Genomic DNA, 17,674 nt, shown 5'->3' with positions numbered 1-17,674 from the left:
TCCTCCTCAACCCAAATATAACCTCTAAGTAGTATTATACAATTGTTATGAAATACATTTCTAAATAAAACCGTTGAATTTTGGAAAAAGTAATCTTGGATTTATAAATATGAAAGGATTTTTAAAATGAATAAAACTAAATTACCAGCTTTAATCTCGGCTCTTGGGCTAGAACCCCATCCCGAAGGCGGCTATTATAAAAGAACGTTTGAATCGCCGGAAGTGATTTCTGACCAAGAAAGATTTAACGGTCAGCGGAAGCTTTTTACTAGTATTTATTTTCTGTTGACCTCAGACGACGTTTCTCATTTCCACCGTTTGAAATCCGATGAATTGTGGTATTTTCATAGCGGCAGTTCGTTAACCGTCCATGTTATTCATGATAACGGAGACTATGAAGAAATGAAGATTGGTATGAATAGTGAGAACGGTGAAGTCCCGCAAGCACTGGTTCCGAAAAATTCCATCTTCGGCTCCTCAGTAATGGAAAAGGATACCTATTCCCTTGTCGGGTGCATGGTTTCGCCTGGGTTTGATTTTCAGGACTTTGAACTTTTTACACAAGCCGAGCTTTTAGAGAAATATCCGCAACATCAAGCCATCATTAAAAAATTAGCCTATGAAGAAATTCCAAAATGAGACAGGGACAATAAATTGTTCCTGTCTCATTTTGTAGCCAGTCTGATATGGAATTGTAATTACCCTATAACAAAGTTGAAAAACTGTCATGTTATAATTCCAATTATACGAATTTTAAGAATACATTTTCCTTTTAAGGGTCTCTGGTTATTTTTTAAGAAAGAAGTGATGATAGTGGTTCGACTCATGTTCATAATGTTGAGTACAACGTTTTTCTTAGCCATCGGAACGATTCCAAAAGCATTTGCTGAAACAGACATTCCTTTACATTCCACAAAAGAACTCCCAGCAATCGTTCAAAATACTCCAAAAGAACTTTCTCTCAAACAAGTAAATGTATCTCTAGAAATAAATAGAAAAAAGATGAAGCAGGCAGATTCTTCTGTAAAGGCTGCAAAACGGGAGGCACAACAGCTAAAAAAGAAAATATCACAATTAAAGGATACAATGAAAAAAAGAAATACATTATTAAAAGAACGTGCGAAAGCCTATCAACAAAATGGCGGAAACGTTCACTATCTGGATGTATTGATTGGGTCTACAAGTATCAAAGATTTTGTTGAGCGGGCCGGAGCTGTTTCGACGATTGTGATGGCAGATCAGGATTTGTTAAAACAGCAAATGGAAGAGAAAAAAGAATATGAGAGTAAAAAGCATTCATTAAAGGATAAACTTGATGAATACAATGATTTGAAAGTTGAGTTAACAAATATGAAAACCGTGCTCAAGGCACAACAAAAACATTATAACAAGTTAGCACAAATACATAAGGAAACTTCAAAAAAGCCAATTCATAATCGCATGAAAACATCGGAAAAATTAAAATCAGTTCCAGTTAAAGGATCGATTCAAACAGTAATAAAAGCTGGTTATAAATATATTGGCAACTCTGTTTATGTATTTGGCGGCGGTAGGAACGCAAGTGACATAGCCAATGGACGGTTTGATTGTTCAGGCTTCGTTCATTGGGCATTTGGTCAAGCTGGGATTGAGGTTGGCAGCTCGACAGACAGCTTAAAAAATGAGGGCAAACAGGTTTCATTTAGTGAAGCACAGCCAGGTGACCTAGTATTCTTTGACACATACAAGAAAGACGGCCACGTGGGAATTTATCTTGGAAATGGTAAATTCATCGGTTCCCAAAACAATACAGGAATTGCGATTGAGGATTTGTCGAAAGGATATTGGAAACAGACCTTTAATGGACGCGTGGTAAGGATTTAATAAAAAATTACTAAAAAGGATAGGAGCTAATTTCTCCTATCCATAAGTTTCGCATGTATAATTAACCGATGGGTTCCCGTATTGACAGGTCCGGATGATTATTTTTATACAGGGTAATTTTTCAAAATTTGGATACATTACAAAAGGGAAAACATTAGTTGGAGGTTATGGAAAATGAAAAAAGAAAATCCATACACGGAAAATGAATCAATGACGAATCAAACGGAGGATTTAACCCAATACGTTGAAACCTTAAAGGAGAAAAATACAATAGAGGATTATTCTCGTGGATGGGAAGATGACCGTCTATAAAAGACGGTCCATCTCTTTTTGAAAGAACTATTCGACACCCGGGAACCAGCCCGGACTATTAACAATCGCCTGCCATAGCGGATCCGGTACCATAAGCTCCTGCTGCTTCTCTTTATCAATTTTTGTGATAATTTCTGACTCTTTTCCTTCTTTAACCTTTTGCACCCAGTCGGGATCCATGATCATTTCTCTTCCTAATGCAATGAGCGGCACTCCGGTTTGAAAAGCTTTTAACACATCATCTGAACTAAAGAGCGAGCCGACGCCAATAACAGGAACACGGTCGCCTACCTTCTCCTTGATAATTTCAATCCGCGGGCGGGTATCATCAACACCTCGTCTTGGAGTCGACCAGAAATCATTCAAAGAAACATGAAGATAGTCTAGACCTTTATCAGCAAGGGCATCAATTAATACAAACGTATCCGCCATTGTAATTCCCGGCGTTGTTGCCTCTTCAGGTGAAAACCGATAGCCAACAATAAAGGAACCGTTCGCATGTTCAGAAACTATTTTTTTAACTTCCTCGACAATCGCCAATGGAAATGAAAGTCTTTTTTCGATACTGCCGCCCCAGCGGTCCTCACGCCGATTGGAGTGTGGTGAAAAAAATTGCTGGATGATATAGCCGTTCGCTCCGTGAATCTCAACCCCATCAAACCCTGCTTCAATCCCCCTGCGCGTTGCCTCACCAAAGTCGTGAATAATCGAATCTACTTCTTGATCGGATAGTTCCCTTGGAACCGGTTTTCCTTCTCCCTCGGTTGGAACCGCACTGGCACTGACAACATCGCCATTTGGAACAAGTGCTGGAGGCACCTCCCTGCCGCCATGGAAAATTTGCAGAATCGCTTTTGCGCCCTGCTCTTTGATTCCTGTTGCTACTTGTTTTAAACTCGGAATAAAATCATCCCGGTCTGCTCCAAATTCACCATTAAATCCTTTTCCATTTTCAGTTACATACGTACAGGCCGTTACCACCATGCCTACACCAGCTGAACGGCGTGCATAGTACTTTACCTCAGCCTCGGTTACGGTTCCATCCGGATTGGATGAAAAATTCGTCATCGGGGCCATTACGATACGGTTCTTAACTTCAACACCATTTGGAAATGTAAATGGCTCAAATAATGGTTCATATTTTGAATTCATATTGGAAATCCTCCTAAAATAGCTGAGAAAGCGTTTTAAAAAATGAACATGGTTAGTGTTCCGATTTTTCATTATGTGCATTCCTTTTCGAATTAGGTTTCTAAAATTAAAGTTGCATGAAATGTTTACTTATTTCTTACACTAAGACCGATGATAGACATTGAGTGATTGGGAGGTAAAATGGATGAGTGAAAAAGACACAAGCTATCCGAATGTAAGTCTAGGTGGAAAACGATCTGTACCTAAAGGAAAACAAGACCCAGGCAAGATTCGTTATGAATTAAAAGAGAAAAATGGCCGGGAAAAATAAATTGGGAAATCTGATGAAAGGGGCATGAAGAAATGAACCAACAGGATTCAAAGTATGAGGCAGCGGAACTCGAACCTTCGATGGTGGAGAAAATTAAATCTTTTGAAGACGAATTAAATCAAAATGCTCATGACGAAATTGTCGTAATTGCCTACCAGAAAAAGCAAAGCTAGCAGTAGAATCATTACTATAAAAAGGTTTTAAAAAGAAAATACCCTATTCCATTAAAAGGAATAGGGTTTTGATTATTCTTACAATCCGCCACAGGATGAGTCTGTACGATTTGATTCCTTTGATGCTTCCTCTTTCGATACAGATTCTAATCCGTACCCAGTCGAACTGATAACCAATTCTTCTTCATTCCCTCTTTTATTTGAGATTAAATCCTGATTTGGTTGATTTTTTTCCAAATGCTCCACCTCCTACTGCAAAAACTTCAGTTTATTTTTTGCAACAGAGGTCTTGTATATTCAACCCACTAAAGCAGCTTCATGATTGTTTGATAAAGAACCTCACAGCCTAACGCGACATCTTCTAACGAACTCCATTCATCCGGATGATGACTGATACCGCCTCTACTTCTCACGAAAATCATACCAATTTCGGTAATGCCTCCCATGACCATGGCATCATGCGCAGCGCCGCTTGGTAACTCACAAATCGGATAATCCAGCTCAGTAAATGCTTCTTTAATAGCCTCAACCACCAACGGTGAACTCATAACCGATGCAAGCGATTGAAACGGCCTTATTTCGCAGTCCACACCTCGGTCTGCAGAGATTTCTCGAATCGCCTCATAAATTTTTTTAACAGTTAACTCGCGGCGTTCATCGGAGATATCTCGGACATCTAAGGAAAAATCAACCTGACCAGGAATCACGTTTCCGCTTCCCGGTTTGACCGCTACCTTCCCAACAGTTGCCACACTTCCACCGCTATCACGGGCAATTTTTTCAATAGCAAGCAAACATTCACCCACTGCCGTTAACGCATCTTTTCGCTCCAACATTCCGATTGTCCCAGCATGACCAGCCTCTCCTGTCATGGTTACCTCAGCCCAGTGCCCGCCTGATATACCGCTGACCACCCCGACAGCTAAATCGCGACTTTCTAAAACTTTTCCTTGTTCAATATGTACCTCAATATAGGCTGCTAGCTCATCTTTACTGACACAAGCCTTCCCCAACTCTTCAGGATTAATTATGCTAAAATATCCGCCTTCCATACTAGCACGTTTCATCGCTTCTAAATAAGAAATTCCCTCCTGATCAAAAGTGGCCGTTAAATCCTTTTGCAATTGATCAGAACTGACCGTACCCGACAAGGCGGTGCTTCCAACAAAAGCATAATCGAATCGGGCTCCTTCTTCATCCGTAAACGAGACAACTTTCACCGTTCGCTCCGGTTGAATCCCCTTTTCCTTTAAGGACCTGAGCACTTCAACCCCTATTAACACACCCATTGCGCCATCGAAGCGCCCGCCTGAACGGACTGTATCAATATGCGAACCAATCAGAATGGCTGGAAAATCAGGATTCTTTCCGTGAATTTGCCCAAAAATATTACCAGCTGCATCCATATAAGGATCTAAGTCTGCATCTTTTAAAAGTTGAAGTAAAAATTTTCGTGCCTTTATATCCTCTGAATCAAAGGAGGTGCGAGTAACCCCGTCATCTTTTCCCGCACCAATTTTTCCAAGCGTCATTAGATCATTCCAAAGACGGTCAGCTTGAAACATTCGTCCTGTTCCTTCGCTCATCAACTTCCATTCCTTTCCTTACTTTTGTAAAATCTCACTACCTGGCCTTAACTTTTTGCCCGAATAGGCAGTGAATCCCAATAATCCAGCAAATCCAGCAAAAGCCAAATAACTCAACAGTTTATATAACATTTGACCATTAAAAACATCAAGAATCATCCCTCCGCCTAAAGAACCGATGATTGCTGACAGACCAAAAAACACGGAAATAAAGAATAATTGCCCAGTAGCTCTAAATTCGTTCGGGAATAAGTTTGAAACATATTGAAACGAGCACAAATAAAAAATCCCAAAGGTGATTCCGTGCAATGCCTGAAGCAAGATGATTTGCGAAGGAGTTTCTGCAAGAGAAAATAAAAACCACCTTACCCCATATAATCCCGAAGCAATGACCATATAAGTCATTTCGTTAAAAAACCGCAGCCATAAAGGACTGAGTAAAAAAACAATCGCTTCAAAAGCAACTGCTACAAACCAGGATAACCCGATCAGGGATTCATTACCCCCAAGCTCTTTTATGTAGATCCCTGAAAAAATATCATTCGTCCGATGCGGAATCGTAACAAACATAATGATGAGTAAGAAAAATAAGAAATTTGGGCGGAAAATATTTCTGACCGCTCCCTTAAGATTAATGGGTGCGGATGGTGTATTAATATCCATGACCTTCCAGCAAAAAACAAAAGCGATGATCGTAAAAGCAAGATAGGGGTAGAGTAAATGCTCAAGTCCAATTCGAGTAAGAATTTGGCCCCCTAGATATGAGGTAACCGCATAACCAACAGAACCCCACATGCGAATCCTTCCAAAAGAAGAGCCAACGATTTGAGAGGTATGCAATGCTAAGCTGTCACCGAATGCTCCGATCGGACTGAGAAACGAATAAAAGATAGCACATAAGAATAGCAACATCAAAAAGGAGTTAACTTGAAACAGAATAATGCTGCAGGAGATTACCCCTACTAGACAAAGCAGCAGAATCTTTTTAATTGTTTTATATCGGTCGCTGATGTATCCCCAAAAAGGCTGAGATAATAATGAAGAAAACGGCCCAACAGCCATTAGCCACCCTATTTGAGTCCCGGTAAGCTGCTCTTCTTGAAAATAGACTGGTAGAAAAGTTGAGATCACCGTCGAAGAAGAGTGAAAGAAAAATAGAAAAATACTTAAGTACAAAAAGGCCCGTTTGTGTCCTAACACATTCATCGCTCCCGCCAAAGAAGTTCCATCGTATTTAACCTAATCCAACTGGAATAAAAATACAAGAGGAATATAAAAATTCTGCCTGCTACAAACTACTAGCAGGCAGGCATTATTATATAGAAGAATTTTCTAATAAAAGCAAGGCAGATTGGACCATCAAATGAACACCGATTTTAATAGCTTCCTCATCTACCATAAATTTCGGATGGTGCCAGCCATATTGAATCCCTTTTTCTTCGTTACCGGATCCGAGCCAAACGTAGCAGCCGGGAACTTCTTTTTGGTAAAAAGAAAAATCCTCTCCACCCATGGTAGGTTCAGCGATAACTGTATTCTTACTTCCTACAACTTTCACTGCGGCAGACCGGACAATTTCAGCAACGCTTGCATCATTATAAACAGCAGGAAGTAAAAATTGATAATCAATTTCCACCTCACCACCAAGGGCTGCCACTGTATTCGTAACCGTCTTTGTAAAAACATCATAGATTTTCTTCCGGATTTCTTCATTGGATGTCCTGACTGTTCCCTTAAGAATCGCCTTATCAGGGATAACATTGTTCGTCGAGCCTGCTTGGAATGAGCCAATCGTGACCACCGCCGATTCTTTTGCAGAAATCGTGCGGCTGACAATGGTTTGCAGCTGACTGACTACCGCACTGCCGATGACGATTGGATCAATTGTTTTTTCCGGAAGTGCCGCATGCCCGCCTTTTCCTTTAATAGTGATCGTAAAATCATCCACACTGGCCATCAAAAAGCCTTCTTTAACCCCGATTTTTCCTACTGGAAGTTCGGGAACATTGTGAAGACCGATGATTGACTTTACTTCTTTTAATAACCCTTGCTGAATCATCGACTCGGCGCCGCCCTCCGACTCCTCAGCCGGCTGGAAAAGAATTCGGACATTGCCTGGGAGTAAATCGCTGATTTCTTGTAAAATAATCCCTGCACCAAGGGCAATCGTCGTGTGAACATCATGCCCACACATATGACTGATCCCATCAATTTTCGAACGAAACGGTATGTCGGCCTCTTCAAAAATCGGCAGGGCATCAATGTCAGCACGAATAGCAATGGTTGGTCCATGTTTTTTTCCATTAATCTCTGCTGCAGTCCCTGTTTGAAGGCTAAGCGGAATTTGTTGAATCCCGAATTCGTTTAACCAGTCATTGATTTGTTTGGTTGTGTTAAATTCTCGGTTACTAAGTTCCGGATACATGTGAAGATGTCTTCTCATTTCCACTAATCTCGGAAACAATTGATCTACTTTTTCATTAATCACTGAGGTTAAATCCAAACTTGAAGCTTGTTTCATGATAATCTCTCCCTACTTGATATGCCCTAAAAACTCTTTCGTCCGTTCATGCTGCGGATGACCAAATAACTCATCGGGAGTATTTTGTTCAATCATATAGCCGCCGTCCATGAAGATGACCCGGTCTGCGACTTCTTTTGCAAATCCCATTTCATGTGTCACAACGACCATAGTCATCCCATCCTTTGCCAGTTGTTTCATTACAGCCAATACTTCTCCAACTAGTTCCGGGTCAAGAGCCGAGGTTGGTTCATCGAAAAGCATCACGGTCGGCTCCATAGCTAACGCCCGGGCAATCGCTACCCGCTGCTTTTGCCCACCGGATAAACGGTTCGGATATTCATCGGCTTTTGCTTCTAATCCTACTTTCTTCAAAAGCTCCATCCCTTTTTTCTTGGCTTCCGCTTTTGACATTTTTTTTAGAAGAACCGGTGCTTCGATAATATTTTCCATCACGGTCCTGTGGGGAAAAAGGTTAAATTGCTGAAAGACCATGCCAATTTCCTGACGCAATTTATTTAGAGCTGATTCTTTATTTTCTACTCTTTTACCATTTACTGTAATACTGCCACTATTGATGGTCTCTAAGTGGTTCATACAACGAAGAAAGGTACTTTTACCTGATCCGCTCGGTCCAATGATTACGACGACTTCACCCTGTGAAACGTCCAAATCAACTCCTTTTAAAACTTCCAAATCTCCAAAGGATTTTACAACATTTTTACAGGAAATCATTCATATGCACCTACCTTTTTCTCTACTTTTCCAACGATAAATGTCATGATCGTGGTAAGTAATAAATAGATTAACCCGACTAAGATAAAGATTTCCATATAACGGTACGTACTGCTGATAATTTGTTGGCCTGTTCGAAGTAAATCATATAAAGCAATTGTGGAAACAAGGGACGATTCTTTGATAAGGGCGATAAATTCATTCCCCAAAGGCGGAAGCATCCGGCGAAAAGCTTGAGGAATAACGACCCGTTTCATTGCTTGTCCGTAGCTTAAGCCAAGTGACCGCGCTGCTTCCATTTGGCCTTTATCGATGGACTGAATGGCCCCCCTGGAAATTTCGGCAATATAAGCTGCCGCATTTAACGACAAGGCAATGCAGGCCGAGACGAATGGCGGCATGGTAAGTGCTGGAATCACAGACGGAATAGCAAAATGAATCATAAATAATTGCAGTAAAAGCGGTGTTCCGCGAATCACCCATATATAAAATCTGCTAATCTGTGAAAATAATTTCACTTTTGAAACGCGTCCAAGACCAAATAATAATCCAATTAAACTTCCGGCAACTACTCCAATTGCCGCGATTTCGATGGTCACTAACGCCCCTTGTAATAAATAGGGGAGGTAGGTAAGTGAGAATAACAAAAATTCCTTCATTTTTACGACTCCTTTTTAAAAAGAAGACGGATAAATCTACTAACCGATTTATCCGCTCTTCCCCTATTCTTTTGAAAGATCTTTTCCAAACCATTTTTGGCTGATTTTCGCATAAGTGCCATTATCTTTCACAGTTTGCACGGCTTTTGTTAATGCCTCTTCAAGTTTGTCATCACCTTTTCGAACGGCGATTCCAATCGGTAATTTTTGGAATGAGCTTCCTACCACATCAAAAGCTGCAGGTTTTGTTGCTTTATAATAACGACCGACCGCTTCCGCAACGATTACTCCCTGAAGACGCCCTAGACCTAAGTCATTAAACACATCAGTATAAGCATTATAAGTCTTTAACTCTTTAACTCCCTTAATCTGTTTCGCTGCCGTTTCGCTCGTTGAGCCAATTTGCACACCGACAACTTTTCCAGAGAGGTCTTCTTTTGATTGAATGTTTAATGGGTTTCCGGCTTTAACAGCCACGACTTGTCCTAGTTTCAGGTATTCTACAAAATCAACCTTTTGCTTTCGTTCATCTGTAATATTCATAGAAGTCATAATGACGTCATATTGTTTCGCATCTAACCCAGGTAAAATGCCGTCCCATGCGGTTGGTTTAAATTCAGCTTTCACGCCGAGTTCCTTCGTAATGGCATTTGCTAGGTCAACGTCAAAACCTACTAATTCATTTTTATCATTACGATATTCCATTGGCGGGAATGTATCATCCATCGCAATGGTGATCACGCCTTGTTTTTTAATGGTATCCAGTGTATTTCCACTTTCAGCCTTTTGTGTTTTTTCTTTTGTTTTTGCATCCGGCAGATTTGGCTGTGCGCCACAAGCGGTTGCCATAATAGCTACGGCCATGATGATCAATATCTGGATGACCTTCTTCATGATGTATTCCCCCATAAATATTCTTTATTTGTTTAGCAAACTAAAGTGTTTTTATGTAGTTTATTGTAATTTTATACACGAAAAAAAGCAATACGTTTCATTGAAGTTCGAAGGTTTTGATAGTTTTGAATTATTACTCTATTAAAATGTTATTTTTATAAAAAACAGCCGCCTGACTTGGCGGCTGTATCGAACTATGGGGAATGTATTAATAATACGTACTTTCCGTAAACCCACATTTCCGGCATTTCCTCATGAAGGCAGTTTCTAAAAAGACATGTTTACAGTGAAGCTGAATCGTTTGGATCCTTTTTGTAAGGTGCTGAATTTGTTGCTCTAAAGCAGCTACTTCCTCAATTAAACTACTAACCTCATTCGAATTATCGATAGATTTTTGAGCCATCCTGGACAAACTCCTCTGCTTTTTGCTTCATCCCCTCTTCAATGGAGGATCCTTCAATCCCGGTATCCTCCTTTGCCATGCCACGTATATCATGAGAAATCCTCATCGAACAGAACTTTGGTCCACACATCGAACAGAAATGAGCCGTTTTTGCTCCTTCTGCCGGCAATGTTTCATCATGATATTCCCTTGCCCGTTCAGGATCCAAAGATAAGTTAAATTGATCCTCCCAACGGAATTCGAACCTAGCTTTCGATAAGGCAATATCACGATCTTGTGCTCCTGGATGGTCCTTCGCTAAATCGGCGGCATGCGCAGCAATTTTATAGGTAATAACCCCTTCACGGACATCCTCCTTATTTGGGAGACCAAGGTGTTCTTTTGGAGTAACGTAGCAAAGCATCGCCGTCCCAAACCAGCCGATCATCGCGGCACCAATTGCAGAAGTAATATGATCATAGCCAGGTGCAATATCTGTGGTTAACGGCCCTAATGTATAAAAAGGAGCCTCCTTACAAATTTCTAACTGCTTATCCATATTCTCTTTAATCTTATGCATCGGTACATGCCCTGGACCTTCAATCATCACTTGGACATCATGCTTCCAGGCTATTTCTGTTAATTCTCCAAGTGTTTCAAGCTCGGCAAATTGAGCTTCATCATTGGCATCCGCGATACTACCCGGACGTAGTCCATCTCCAAGTGAGACAGAAATATCATATTTCTTTAGGATTTCGCAAATTTCTTCAAAATGCGTATACAGGAAACTTTCCTGATGGTGAGCTAAGCACCATTGGGCCATAATGGAACCGCCTCGAGATACAATCCCTGTTGTCCGTTTAGCCGTCATTGGAACATAGCGCAATAGCACACCGGCATGAATGGTAAAATAATCTACACCTTGCTCCGCTTGTTCGATTAACGTATCACGGTAAACCTCCCACGTTAAATTCTCAGCAATTCCATTTACTTTTTCTAAAGCCTGATAAATCGGAACGGTGCCAATTGGAACAGGTGAATTACGGATAATCCACTCTCTTGTTGTATGTATATTTTTTCCGGTTGATAAATCCATGATGGTATCGGCGCCCCAGCGTGTGGCCCATGTCATTTTTTCAACCTCCTGCTCAATGGAGGAAGTGACGGCCGAATTTCCGATATTGGCATTGATTTTTACATGAAAATTTCGGCCAATAATCATCGGTTCACTTTCAGGATGGTTGATGTTGGCTGGAATAATCGCTCGGCCTTGGGCTACCTCATCTCGAACAAATTCCGGATCTAAGTTTTCACGAATTGCAATAAATTCCATCTCGGGAGTTATCAAGCCTTTTTTGGCATAGTGCATTTGTGTAACATTTTTTCTAGACTTTGCTTTTAAAGGTGTCGTATTTAAATTTGGAAACCATTCAAGGTTTGCGCGTTCATCCCCATCAAGGTAGCCGTTATCCTTAGGTTTGATTTCTCTACCTTCATAAGCCTCCACATCATCCCTTTCGAGAATCCACTTCCGACGTAAAGCGGGCAGCCCTTTACGAATATCGATATCATAATTCGCATCTGTATAGGGACCGCTTGTATCATAAACTCGAAGTGGGGCATTCTCTTCTTCACCAAAAGTAGTGACAGTTCGGTTTAGGCTAATTTCTCTCATTGGAACCTGGATATCCGGCCTGGATCCCCTTTGATATACTTTCTTACTTCCTGTAAATTGTGATTTCAATTCAATGTTCATTTCCGTTTGCATGTAACTTCCTCCTTTAATATTTTCCAAATCTGGAAGATACAGCATCGTTCATTACGGAGAATGAATGACAATAAAAAAAGGTTCTGTTTACACAGAACCTGATTAAATCGTCAAAAAGTAGCGGCGCGTTTGTATGAATGGACGCCTTCATAACTACTTCCCTACGCTGGTATCATCCAGATCAGGTTCGAAGGGTCAAAGAATTTAACGCATTCTTCTCTCAGTCCGAGCTATCGGACCCCCCTAGTAGAGCATTGGAAACAATATACAATGTAAAACTTACCTATAAAAAATAACATAGGTTTTTAGATTATAAAAGCCTTTCTCTCTAATTTTTATTGAAATAAGTAAATAGACCTAGTATTTTTTGTTTTTCGTCAAGTTGGTTGTTCTTGTTTCGTTCCACTTGTTTGATTTCCTTGATTGTCTGCTTGTTGATTGTTTCGATTTTCTTGATTGTCTTTTTGCTGATCGTTTTGGTTTTCTTGATTACTCTGCTTACTTTGATTTTGACTAGTATCTTGCTGTTGGTCCTGGTTATTTTGATTACTTTCCTGACTACCATTTTGTTTATTATTTTTTAAATAGGAATAGAGGATGAAAAGTCCCAGTGCTGTAGGTAAGGAAATTAGGAACAAGATAAACCACAGCGTATTAATAAAATGTTGATAAATCCACCAATCTTGCAATGAAAACACCTCATACCGTCAATTTGACCGTTAGTATATAGAGTTAACTTTGAAGAATTGGTTTATTCACTTTGTTTCATTTTATTCCAGTTTTAGTAAAAAAAAAGACTGCTGAAACTGAATTCAGACAGTCTTTACAGAACTTAATGGTTTTTATTTTTTCCGTGTCCTTCATGCTTTTTCTCTTGGTTTTTTTGTTGTCCAGGAGGTTTTTTCTGTTGCTTTTCTTCAGCTTTCTGTTGTTTTTCCTGAACTTTTTGTTGCTTTTCCACGATCTTTTGGGTCTTTTTTGGCTGAACCACCACCGGCTTAGGTGGGGGTGGAACTTCGGCTGCACCGCGAATATAAAGATCATTTCCCATTTGATACACATCATTCGGCTGCTGGAAGGTTGTACTGTCCGTGCCAAATTTCTGCATCATTTTACTAAACATGATTTGCGCAATATGTGTTGTATCTCCTGGTAAATAGTTACCCGAGCCATTCTTCACATACCCCGTCCAAACAGACATCGTGTATTGTGGAGTATAACCTGTAAACCAACTATCCTTTGCGACATTATTAAGTGGATACCCATAACGGTAGCTTGTCTGGGCATCAAAATTAGTTGTCCCTGTTTTACCGGCTACATCCAGCCAAGGAACATTGGCAGCCTTCCCTGTCCCAGAATGTACAACATCTCGAAGCATGTCCGTAATCATATAGGCCGTATAATTATGCATAACCTGTTTTGGTTTTGGTTTAAAGCTGACCACCTTACCATTTGGGAACACCACTTTTGTCACAAAATGCGGCTGATTATATACCCCTTGATTAGCAAACGCACTGTAGGCACCCGCCATTTCTAATGGACTAACCGTATTTCCGCCAATAGCATAAGACTCATAAATTTGATCGTGATCAAAGGTAATTCCCAATTTTTCTGCAAAGTTTTTTGCCCGGTCCATACCTACCTCGCGGAGCGTGAGCAGGGCAGGAATATTATACGACCATTCCAATGCTGTCCGCATTGAAAGCATCCCATGGTAGCGACGATCCCAGTTTTGGATCTGTTGGCCGGTGGAATAAGTTGTCGGTTGGTCATTTAACATATGATGTGTCGACCAATTCAAATATTCAATCGCAGGACCATAATCTAATATTGGCTTAAAAGTAGAGCCTGGTTGGCGGACAAGATCAATTGCAAAATTGTGGCCGCGGAATCCGGCCTTATAATCGTTACGACCACTTCCAATGGCTCGAACTTCACCTGTTTTTGAATCTAAAAATACAAAAGCTCCTTGGAATCGATCATTCGGATAGCCGACAATTTCGTTGCTGTCCATCATTTTGTCTGCATATTTCTGCGCATTTTGGTCAAGGGTCATATATATAGATAAACCATCGGTACCAATATCAATACCCTTAAGCTTTCCTTCCACTTCTTTTACAGCTGCATCAAGAAATGCTTCATATGGCATCCCTTCATTTTTTTTCTTCACCAATCCCTTAGTTACGGGAACCTTCATAGCATCCTGCATCTGTTGCTTCGAAATATAACCCTGTTTGTGCATGGAAGCTAGAACCAGATTTCGACGGTTCGTCGCAGCCTTTTTGTTTATTGATTTTGTCGGGTCATAATTATTTGGGCTCTGCGGAAGACCGGCAATCATCGCAGCTTCCGGAAGCGTCAATTTATTTAATTCATTGGCGTCGATTCCATAATAATTTTTTGCTGCCGCAGCAACACCGTAGGAACGGTTGCCAAGATAAATATTATTAAAATACATCATCAAAATCTCATGTTTGGAATATTTTTGCTCCAATTTATAGGCCAGGTACCATTCCTGAACCTTTCGTTTTATTGTTTTTTCTGGGGTTAAAAATGACCTTTTGATGACTTGCTGTGTAATCGTACTTCCACCTTGGGAACCAAAGTCTCCTGTTACATTTAAGAGGATTGCCTTCGCGGTCCGTTTAATGTCGATTCCATGATGTTCATAAAAATGCGAATCCTCTGTGGCGATAAAGGCATGTTCAAGCTGTTTTGGAACTTGATTATAGGTGATTTTCGTTCGCTTTTCCTTCCCGTATTCATAAAGAAACTTCCCGTTTCGATCATAAAATTTCGTTGAAAGCGGGTCGACAAGTTTAGATGCATCCAATGAAGGAACATCCTTAACCATAGCAGCAAACGTAATGACACCTGCCCCAATGGACAGGACACCTAGCACAAGACAAACCAATAAAATTTTCTTCCATAGAGAACCTTTTTTCGGTGATTTTTTCTTTTTTTGTTCTCTTTGTTTTTCTCTTTCCGCTTGTTTTCGTTCCTCACGGTAGCGATAGGTTTCTGACATTCTTTCTCTCTCCCGTTGCTATAAGTTACACAATGTTGTTACTAAGTGAACATTGTATCACGCTTTATAAAACTCGTATATATCGAATGGAGGAAGAATTGATCCGGTAATCCCCTTGTTCACAATTTGCCACAATGTAAGAATGCTGGAGAACCTTATCTAACACTTCTTGTTTGATCTCTTCCTTTTTAACCTCTTGATCTTTTAAAATTTTTACGCGTTTAATATCATGATCCAATGTATAACAAACAATATATTCCTTCAATGTAAATCTCCCTTTCAAAAACTCCTAAAACATTTTTATCATTTTTAAAAATACAATCTCATTATCTATCAAAATAGGTTTATCGTACAATGATATTCATTCGACACAGCCCCTTTGATTTAGGGGGGTATAAATAAAATTTTTTCAGGCCTAACTGGATTAGAACTTATTTTTGATGATTATTGTACCAAGAGGTGTCATATTTTGCCATAAAAAAGATTCTTCTTTTTTTGCTTTTTAATAAAAGAAAATAAATAAACGCTCAAAGAATGCACTTTGAACGCAGGTTTTTTTGCCCACTCCCTTTTCGAGTAAGGGTTTTCAATTTTAGCGGTCTTGTCAATTAAAGCTTTTTATTTTCTCAAACAAATACTGGACTCCATATAATAAATAGGCTTTATAGTGTAGGTAGATAAAAAATTGTTATAAACCATTACACCCCACCCACCATATATTTACTTTTAGTATAATATCCCAATATTGACAAAAAAAAACGCCCAAATGAGCGACCTGATCCTAACTATTTTTTCCTTGTTTATTTTCTTTATAGATAAAATCAATCCTGTTCATGGTTCTATAACCTAAAATACCCAAGACAATTGTGTAAATAGTAGTTAATATTAAACCAAGTATAGCTATCCAAAATAATGATGTTAACTTTGTTTTTTTATTTAACAAAATAATAACCTCCATTAATTTATGGTTATTATTCTGCACAAATAAACAAGTTTTATTCGAAAATAGGATTATCCCAAATAGAACTTCTGGAAATTAAAATCTTGAACTCCATTCTGATGGAACTCCCTTCAAAGTGTTATTCTGTTGGAGCGCCGCAATCTCCCTTTAACACGGCGGTACACAATGAACCGAATTCAAATTCCAGGCCGCCGCATTCCAAATAGACATTGCCGATTGCGGGTACAGAAGCACCATTTCTGGAGAATTTAATGGTTCCGATACCGCCTGGAGCGATGCCCGGATCGAAAGGAAACAAATGCTCATCTACTGTTAAGTAAAAAATCATACAGTTTGAATCTAGAAAGTTTGTAATCGTATAGGTAATTGTCGTTAATCCCCCTCCAGTCATACTTTCTGTCGTCAGTTGAAAATGCATCCTGCATTTTGCTCCTCCCGTTACGCTTGTTACGATATCAATAACTTCCGTATGATAAAATCCATTTGCCAAAAAAACCACCGACTTTCTCCATATATATTAATAAATGAAAAATGAAGGTTCGGGCAACGGCGAAACAACCAGGAGGGACCCTACAAAATTATTTTTTTTCTAAAGAAATGAACAAGAAAGGTCCCTAAAAATAAGGCAACTAACGTGCTGAAAAAGACGATTTGGTCAAGATGGAATCCAAATACAGAGGCAATCATTTTTACGCCGATAATCGCAATTAAGATAAAAGCCGTTGTTTCAAGCTCCGGTACTTTTTCAATCAAGGTAAGGAAAACTTGGGCCACACCGCGCATCATTAAGATTCCTAACACCCCACCTAAAAAGAGAACCCATACTTGATTGGATACACCAAAAGCAGCAATAATACTGTCAAAACTAAAAGCAATGTCCATGAGTTCCACGGTTAAAACGGTCCTCCAAAATCCCATTTTTTTAGCATGGACTTCGCCTTCCTCCTCTTTTTTGTTAATAAAGTTATGAAATACAATCCATAACAGATAATGGCCGCAGATAATTTTAATCCAGGCGATATTGATTAGAGTTACCCCTAATCCAATTGCGAATATACGGAAAAAATAGGCTCCAAAAATCCCATAGAATAAGGCTTTTTTTCTTTGGTCCTTCGGCAGGTGTTTGACCATAACTGCCAAAACAACAGCATTATCGGCGGATAATAATCCCTCAAGAAGGACAAGGGTGCCAATAACACCCCAACTAGCGGGATCTGAGATAATTTTTGCAACAGCCTCTAAGGACAAAAATGGGCTAAAATGATGGATTAATTCTTGTAAAAATTCCATTAGGATTCTTTCCCCTTTAAATTCAGTTTTAATTAATCTA

At 39.7% G+C, this 17,674-nt stretch carries 21 protein-coding genes and 1 riboswitch; of the genes, 5 read left to right on the top strand and 16 right to left on the bottom strand.

Translation table 11 applies throughout. The features are described 5' to 3' along the window. Positions 1–126: 126 nt before the first annotated feature. From M028_RS0105295 to M028_RS32645, 3 genes are all read left to right on the top strand, one after another. On the top strand, positions 127–639 hold the full coding sequence (locus tag M028_RS0105295; RefSeq protein WP_026572973.1) for a cupin domain-containing protein: 513 nt from the start codon (positions 127–129) through the stop codon (positions 637–639). Positions 640–825: 186 nt separating this feature from the next. Beyond that, positions 826–1,863 (top strand): C40 family peptidase, encoded by a 1,038-nt coding sequence (locus tag M028_RS0105290; RefSeq protein WP_051590942.1) that lies wholly within the window; start codon positions 826–828, stop codon positions 1,861–1,863. A 174-nt stretch (positions 1,864–2,037) separates the two neighbouring features. Beyond that, positions 2,038–2,175, top strand: coding sequence for a hypothetical protein (locus tag M028_RS32645; protein WP_155925472.1), 138 nt, complete (start codon positions 2,038–2,040; stop codon positions 2,173–2,175). Between the two features lie 27 nt (positions 2,176–2,202). Here M028_RS32645 and M028_RS0105280 read toward each other — a convergent pair whose 3' ends face one another. Further along, positions 2,203–3,327 (bottom strand): NADH-dependent flavin oxidoreductase, encoded by a 1,125-nt coding sequence (locus M028_RS0105280; RefSeq protein WP_026572971.1) that lies wholly within the window; start codon positions 3,325–3,327, stop codon positions 2,203–2,205. 184 nt (positions 3,328–3,511) lie between these two features. Between M028_RS0105280 and M028_RS33815 the strand changes: the two genes are divergently transcribed. Beyond that, positions 3,512–3,637 carry a hypothetical protein gene (locus M028_RS33815; RefSeq protein WP_269320919.1) on the top strand — a complete coding sequence of 42 codons (126 nt, stop codon included), beginning with the start codon at positions 3,512–3,514 and terminating at the stop codon, positions 3,635–3,637. 32 nt (positions 3,638–3,669) lie between these two features. Beyond that, positions 3,670–3,810 (top strand): hypothetical protein, encoded by a 141-nt coding sequence (locus M028_RS32640; RefSeq protein WP_155925470.1) that lies wholly within the window; start codon positions 3,670–3,672, stop codon positions 3,808–3,810. A gap of 78 nt (positions 3,811–3,888) precedes the next feature. On the opposite strand, the gene M028_RS33280 is transcribed toward M028_RS32640, so the two are convergent. The 15 genes from M028_RS33280 to M028_RS0105195 form a co-directional block, all read right to left on the bottom strand. Continuing rightward, on the bottom strand, positions 3,889–4,047 hold the full coding sequence (locus tag M028_RS33280; RefSeq protein ID WP_197031377.1) for a hypothetical protein: 159 nt from the start codon (positions 4,045–4,047) through the stop codon (positions 3,889–3,891). A 68-nt stretch (positions 4,048–4,115) separates the two neighbouring features. Beyond that, positions 4,116–5,396 carry a Zn-dependent hydrolase gene (locus M028_RS0105260; RefSeq protein ID WP_051590941.1) on the bottom strand — a complete coding sequence of 427 codons (1,281 nt, stop codon included), beginning with the start codon at positions 5,394–5,396 and terminating at the stop codon, positions 4,116–4,118. A gap of 18 nt (positions 5,397–5,414) precedes the next feature. Continuing rightward, positions 5,415–6,602, bottom strand: coding sequence for an MFS transporter (locus M028_RS0105255; protein ID WP_026572969.1), 1,188 nt, complete (start codon positions 6,600–6,602; stop codon positions 5,415–5,417). A 109-nt stretch (positions 6,603–6,711) separates the two neighbouring features. Then, positions 6,712–7,917 (bottom strand): M20 metallopeptidase family protein, encoded by a 1,206-nt coding sequence (locus M028_RS0105250; protein WP_081810661.1) that lies wholly within the window; start codon positions 7,915–7,917, stop codon positions 6,712–6,714. A 12-nt stretch (positions 7,918–7,929) separates the two neighbouring features. Next, a complete protein-coding gene (locus tag M028_RS0105245) occupies positions 7,930–8,652 on the bottom strand; it encodes an amino acid ABC transporter ATP-binding protein (protein ID WP_026572967.1) in 723 nt (240 codons plus the stop codon). Further along, the gene (locus M028_RS0105240; protein WP_026572966.1) at positions 8,649–9,311 is read right to left on the bottom strand and encodes an amino acid ABC transporter permease; all 663 of its coding nucleotides are present in this window, start codon (positions 9,309–9,311) and stop codon (positions 8,649–8,651) included. The genes M028_RS0105245 and M028_RS0105240 overlap by 4 nt, the downstream gene beginning before the upstream one ends. Positions 9,312–9,374: 63 nt before the next feature. Next, positions 9,375–10,205 carry a basic amino acid ABC transporter substrate-binding protein gene (locus tag M028_RS0105235; RefSeq protein ID WP_026572965.1) on the bottom strand — a complete coding sequence of 277 codons (831 nt, stop codon included), beginning with the start codon at positions 10,203–10,205 and terminating at the stop codon, positions 9,375–9,377. 208 nt (positions 10,206–10,413) lie between these two features. Continuing rightward, complete coding sequence (locus M028_RS0105230; protein ID WP_026572964.1) at positions 10,414–10,608, bottom strand: hypothetical protein; 195 nt, start codon at positions 10,606–10,608, stop codon at positions 10,414–10,416. Beyond that, the gene (gene thiC, locus M028_RS0105225) at positions 10,586–12,355 is read right to left on the bottom strand and encodes a phosphomethylpyrimidine synthase ThiC (protein WP_026572963.1); all 1,770 of its coding nucleotides are present in this window, start codon (positions 12,353–12,355) and stop codon (positions 10,586–10,588) included. The genes M028_RS0105230 and thiC overlap by 23 nt, the downstream gene beginning before the upstream one ends. Before the next feature lie 141 nt (positions 12,356–12,496). After that, positions 12,497–12,610: riboswitch (TPP riboswitch) on the bottom strand. 122 nt (positions 12,611–12,732) lie between these two features. Then, entirely contained in the window at positions 12,733–13,044 is a 312-nt protein-coding gene (locus M028_RS0105220) for a hypothetical protein (protein ID WP_026572962.1), read from the bottom strand. Positions 13,045–13,187: 143 nt separating this feature from the next. Next, the gene (locus tag M028_RS0105215; RefSeq protein WP_026572961.1) at positions 13,188–15,383 is read right to left on the bottom strand and encodes a transglycosylase domain-containing protein; all 2,196 of its coding nucleotides are present in this window, start codon (positions 15,381–15,383) and stop codon (positions 13,188–13,190) included. Between the two features lie 64 nt (positions 15,384–15,447). Further along, positions 15,448–15,648, bottom strand: a complete 201-nt coding sequence (locus tag M028_RS0105210; RefSeq protein ID WP_026572960.1) for a hypothetical protein — start codon at positions 15,646–15,648, stop codon at positions 15,448–15,450. Positions 15,649–16,164: 516 nt separating this feature from the next. Further along, positions 16,165–16,326, bottom strand: coding sequence for a hypothetical protein (locus tag M028_RS32635; RefSeq protein WP_155925468.1), 162 nt, complete (start codon positions 16,324–16,326; stop codon positions 16,165–16,167). Positions 16,327–16,462: 136 nt separating this feature from the next. After that, a complete protein-coding gene (locus M028_RS0105200; RefSeq protein WP_026572959.1) occupies positions 16,463–16,843 on the bottom strand; it encodes a hypothetical protein in 381 nt (126 codons plus the stop codon). 71 nt (positions 16,844–16,914) lie between these two features. Then, entirely contained in the window at positions 16,915–17,634 is a 720-nt protein-coding gene (locus M028_RS0105195) for a TerC family protein (RefSeq protein WP_035423781.1), read from the bottom strand. Positions 17,635–17,674 lie beyond the last annotated feature (40 nt).

This window comes from Bacillus sp. UNC438CL73TsuS30, from assembly GCF_000482325.1.
Taxonomy (GTDB): domain Bacteria; phylum Bacillota; class Bacilli; order Bacillales; family Cytobacillaceae; genus Neobacillus.
This window is presented reverse-complemented; position numbering and strand designations above follow the sequence as displayed.

Excerpts from the sequence above, each read along its gene's own strand:
- M028_RS32645 (WP_155925472.1), top strand. The coding sequence starts at position 2,038 with ATGAAAAAAGAAAATCCATACACGGAAAATGAATCAATGACGAATCAA.
- M028_RS0105235 (WP_026572965.1), bottom strand. The coding sequence starts at position 10,205 with ATGAAGAAGGTCATCCAGATATTGATCATCATGGCCGTAGCTATTATG.
- M028_RS0105215 (WP_026572961.1), bottom strand. The coding sequence starts at position 15,383 with ATGTCAGAAACCTATCGCTACCGTGAGGAACGAAAACAAGCGGAAAGA.
- M028_RS0105250 (WP_081810661.1), bottom strand. The coding sequence starts at position 7,917 with ATGAAACAAGCTTCAAGTTTGGATTTAACCTCAGTGATTAATGAAAAA.
- M028_RS33815 (WP_269320919.1), top strand. The coding sequence starts at position 3,512 with ATGAGTGAAAAAGACACAAGCTATCCGAATGTAAGTCTAGGTGGAAAA.
- M028_RS0105245 (WP_026572967.1), bottom strand. The coding sequence starts at position 8,652 with ATGATTTCCTGTAAAAATGTTGTAAAATCCTTTGGAGATTTGGAAGTT.
- M028_RS0105230 (WP_026572964.1), bottom strand. The coding sequence starts at position 10,608 with ATGGCTCAAAAATCTATCGATAATTCGAATGAGGTTAGTAGTTTAATT.
- M028_RS0105280 (WP_026572971.1), bottom strand. The coding sequence starts at position 3,327 with ATGAATTCAAAATATGAACCATTATTTGAGCCATTTACATTTCCAAAT.
- M028_RS0105295 (WP_026572973.1), top strand. The coding sequence starts at position 127 with ATGAATAAAACTAAATTACCAGCTTTAATCTCGGCTCTTGGGCTAGAA.
- M028_RS0105290 (WP_051590942.1), top strand. The coding sequence starts at position 826 with ATGTTCATAATGTTGAGTACAACGTTTTTCTTAGCCATCGGAACGATT.
- M028_RS0105255 (WP_026572969.1), bottom strand. The coding sequence starts at position 6,602 with ATGAATGTGTTAGGACACAAACGGGCCTTTTTGTACTTAAGTATTTTT.
- M028_RS0105240 (WP_026572966.1), bottom strand. The coding sequence starts at position 9,311 with ATGAAGGAATTTTTGTTATTCTCACTTACCTACCTCCCCTATTTATTA.
- M028_RS0105260 (WP_051590941.1), bottom strand. The coding sequence starts at position 5,396 with ATGAGCGAAGGAACAGGACGAATGTTTCAAGCTGACCGTCTTTGGAAT.
- thiC (WP_026572963.1), bottom strand. The coding sequence starts at position 12,355 with ATGCAAACGGAAATGAACATTGAATTGAAATCACAATTTACAGGAAGT.
- M028_RS0105195 (WP_035423781.1), bottom strand. The coding sequence starts at position 17,634 with ATGGAATTTTTACAAGAATTAATCCATCATTTTAGCCCATTTTTGTCC.
- M028_RS32640 (WP_155925470.1), top strand. The coding sequence starts at position 3,670 with ATGAACCAACAGGATTCAAAGTATGAGGCAGCGGAACTCGAACCTTCG.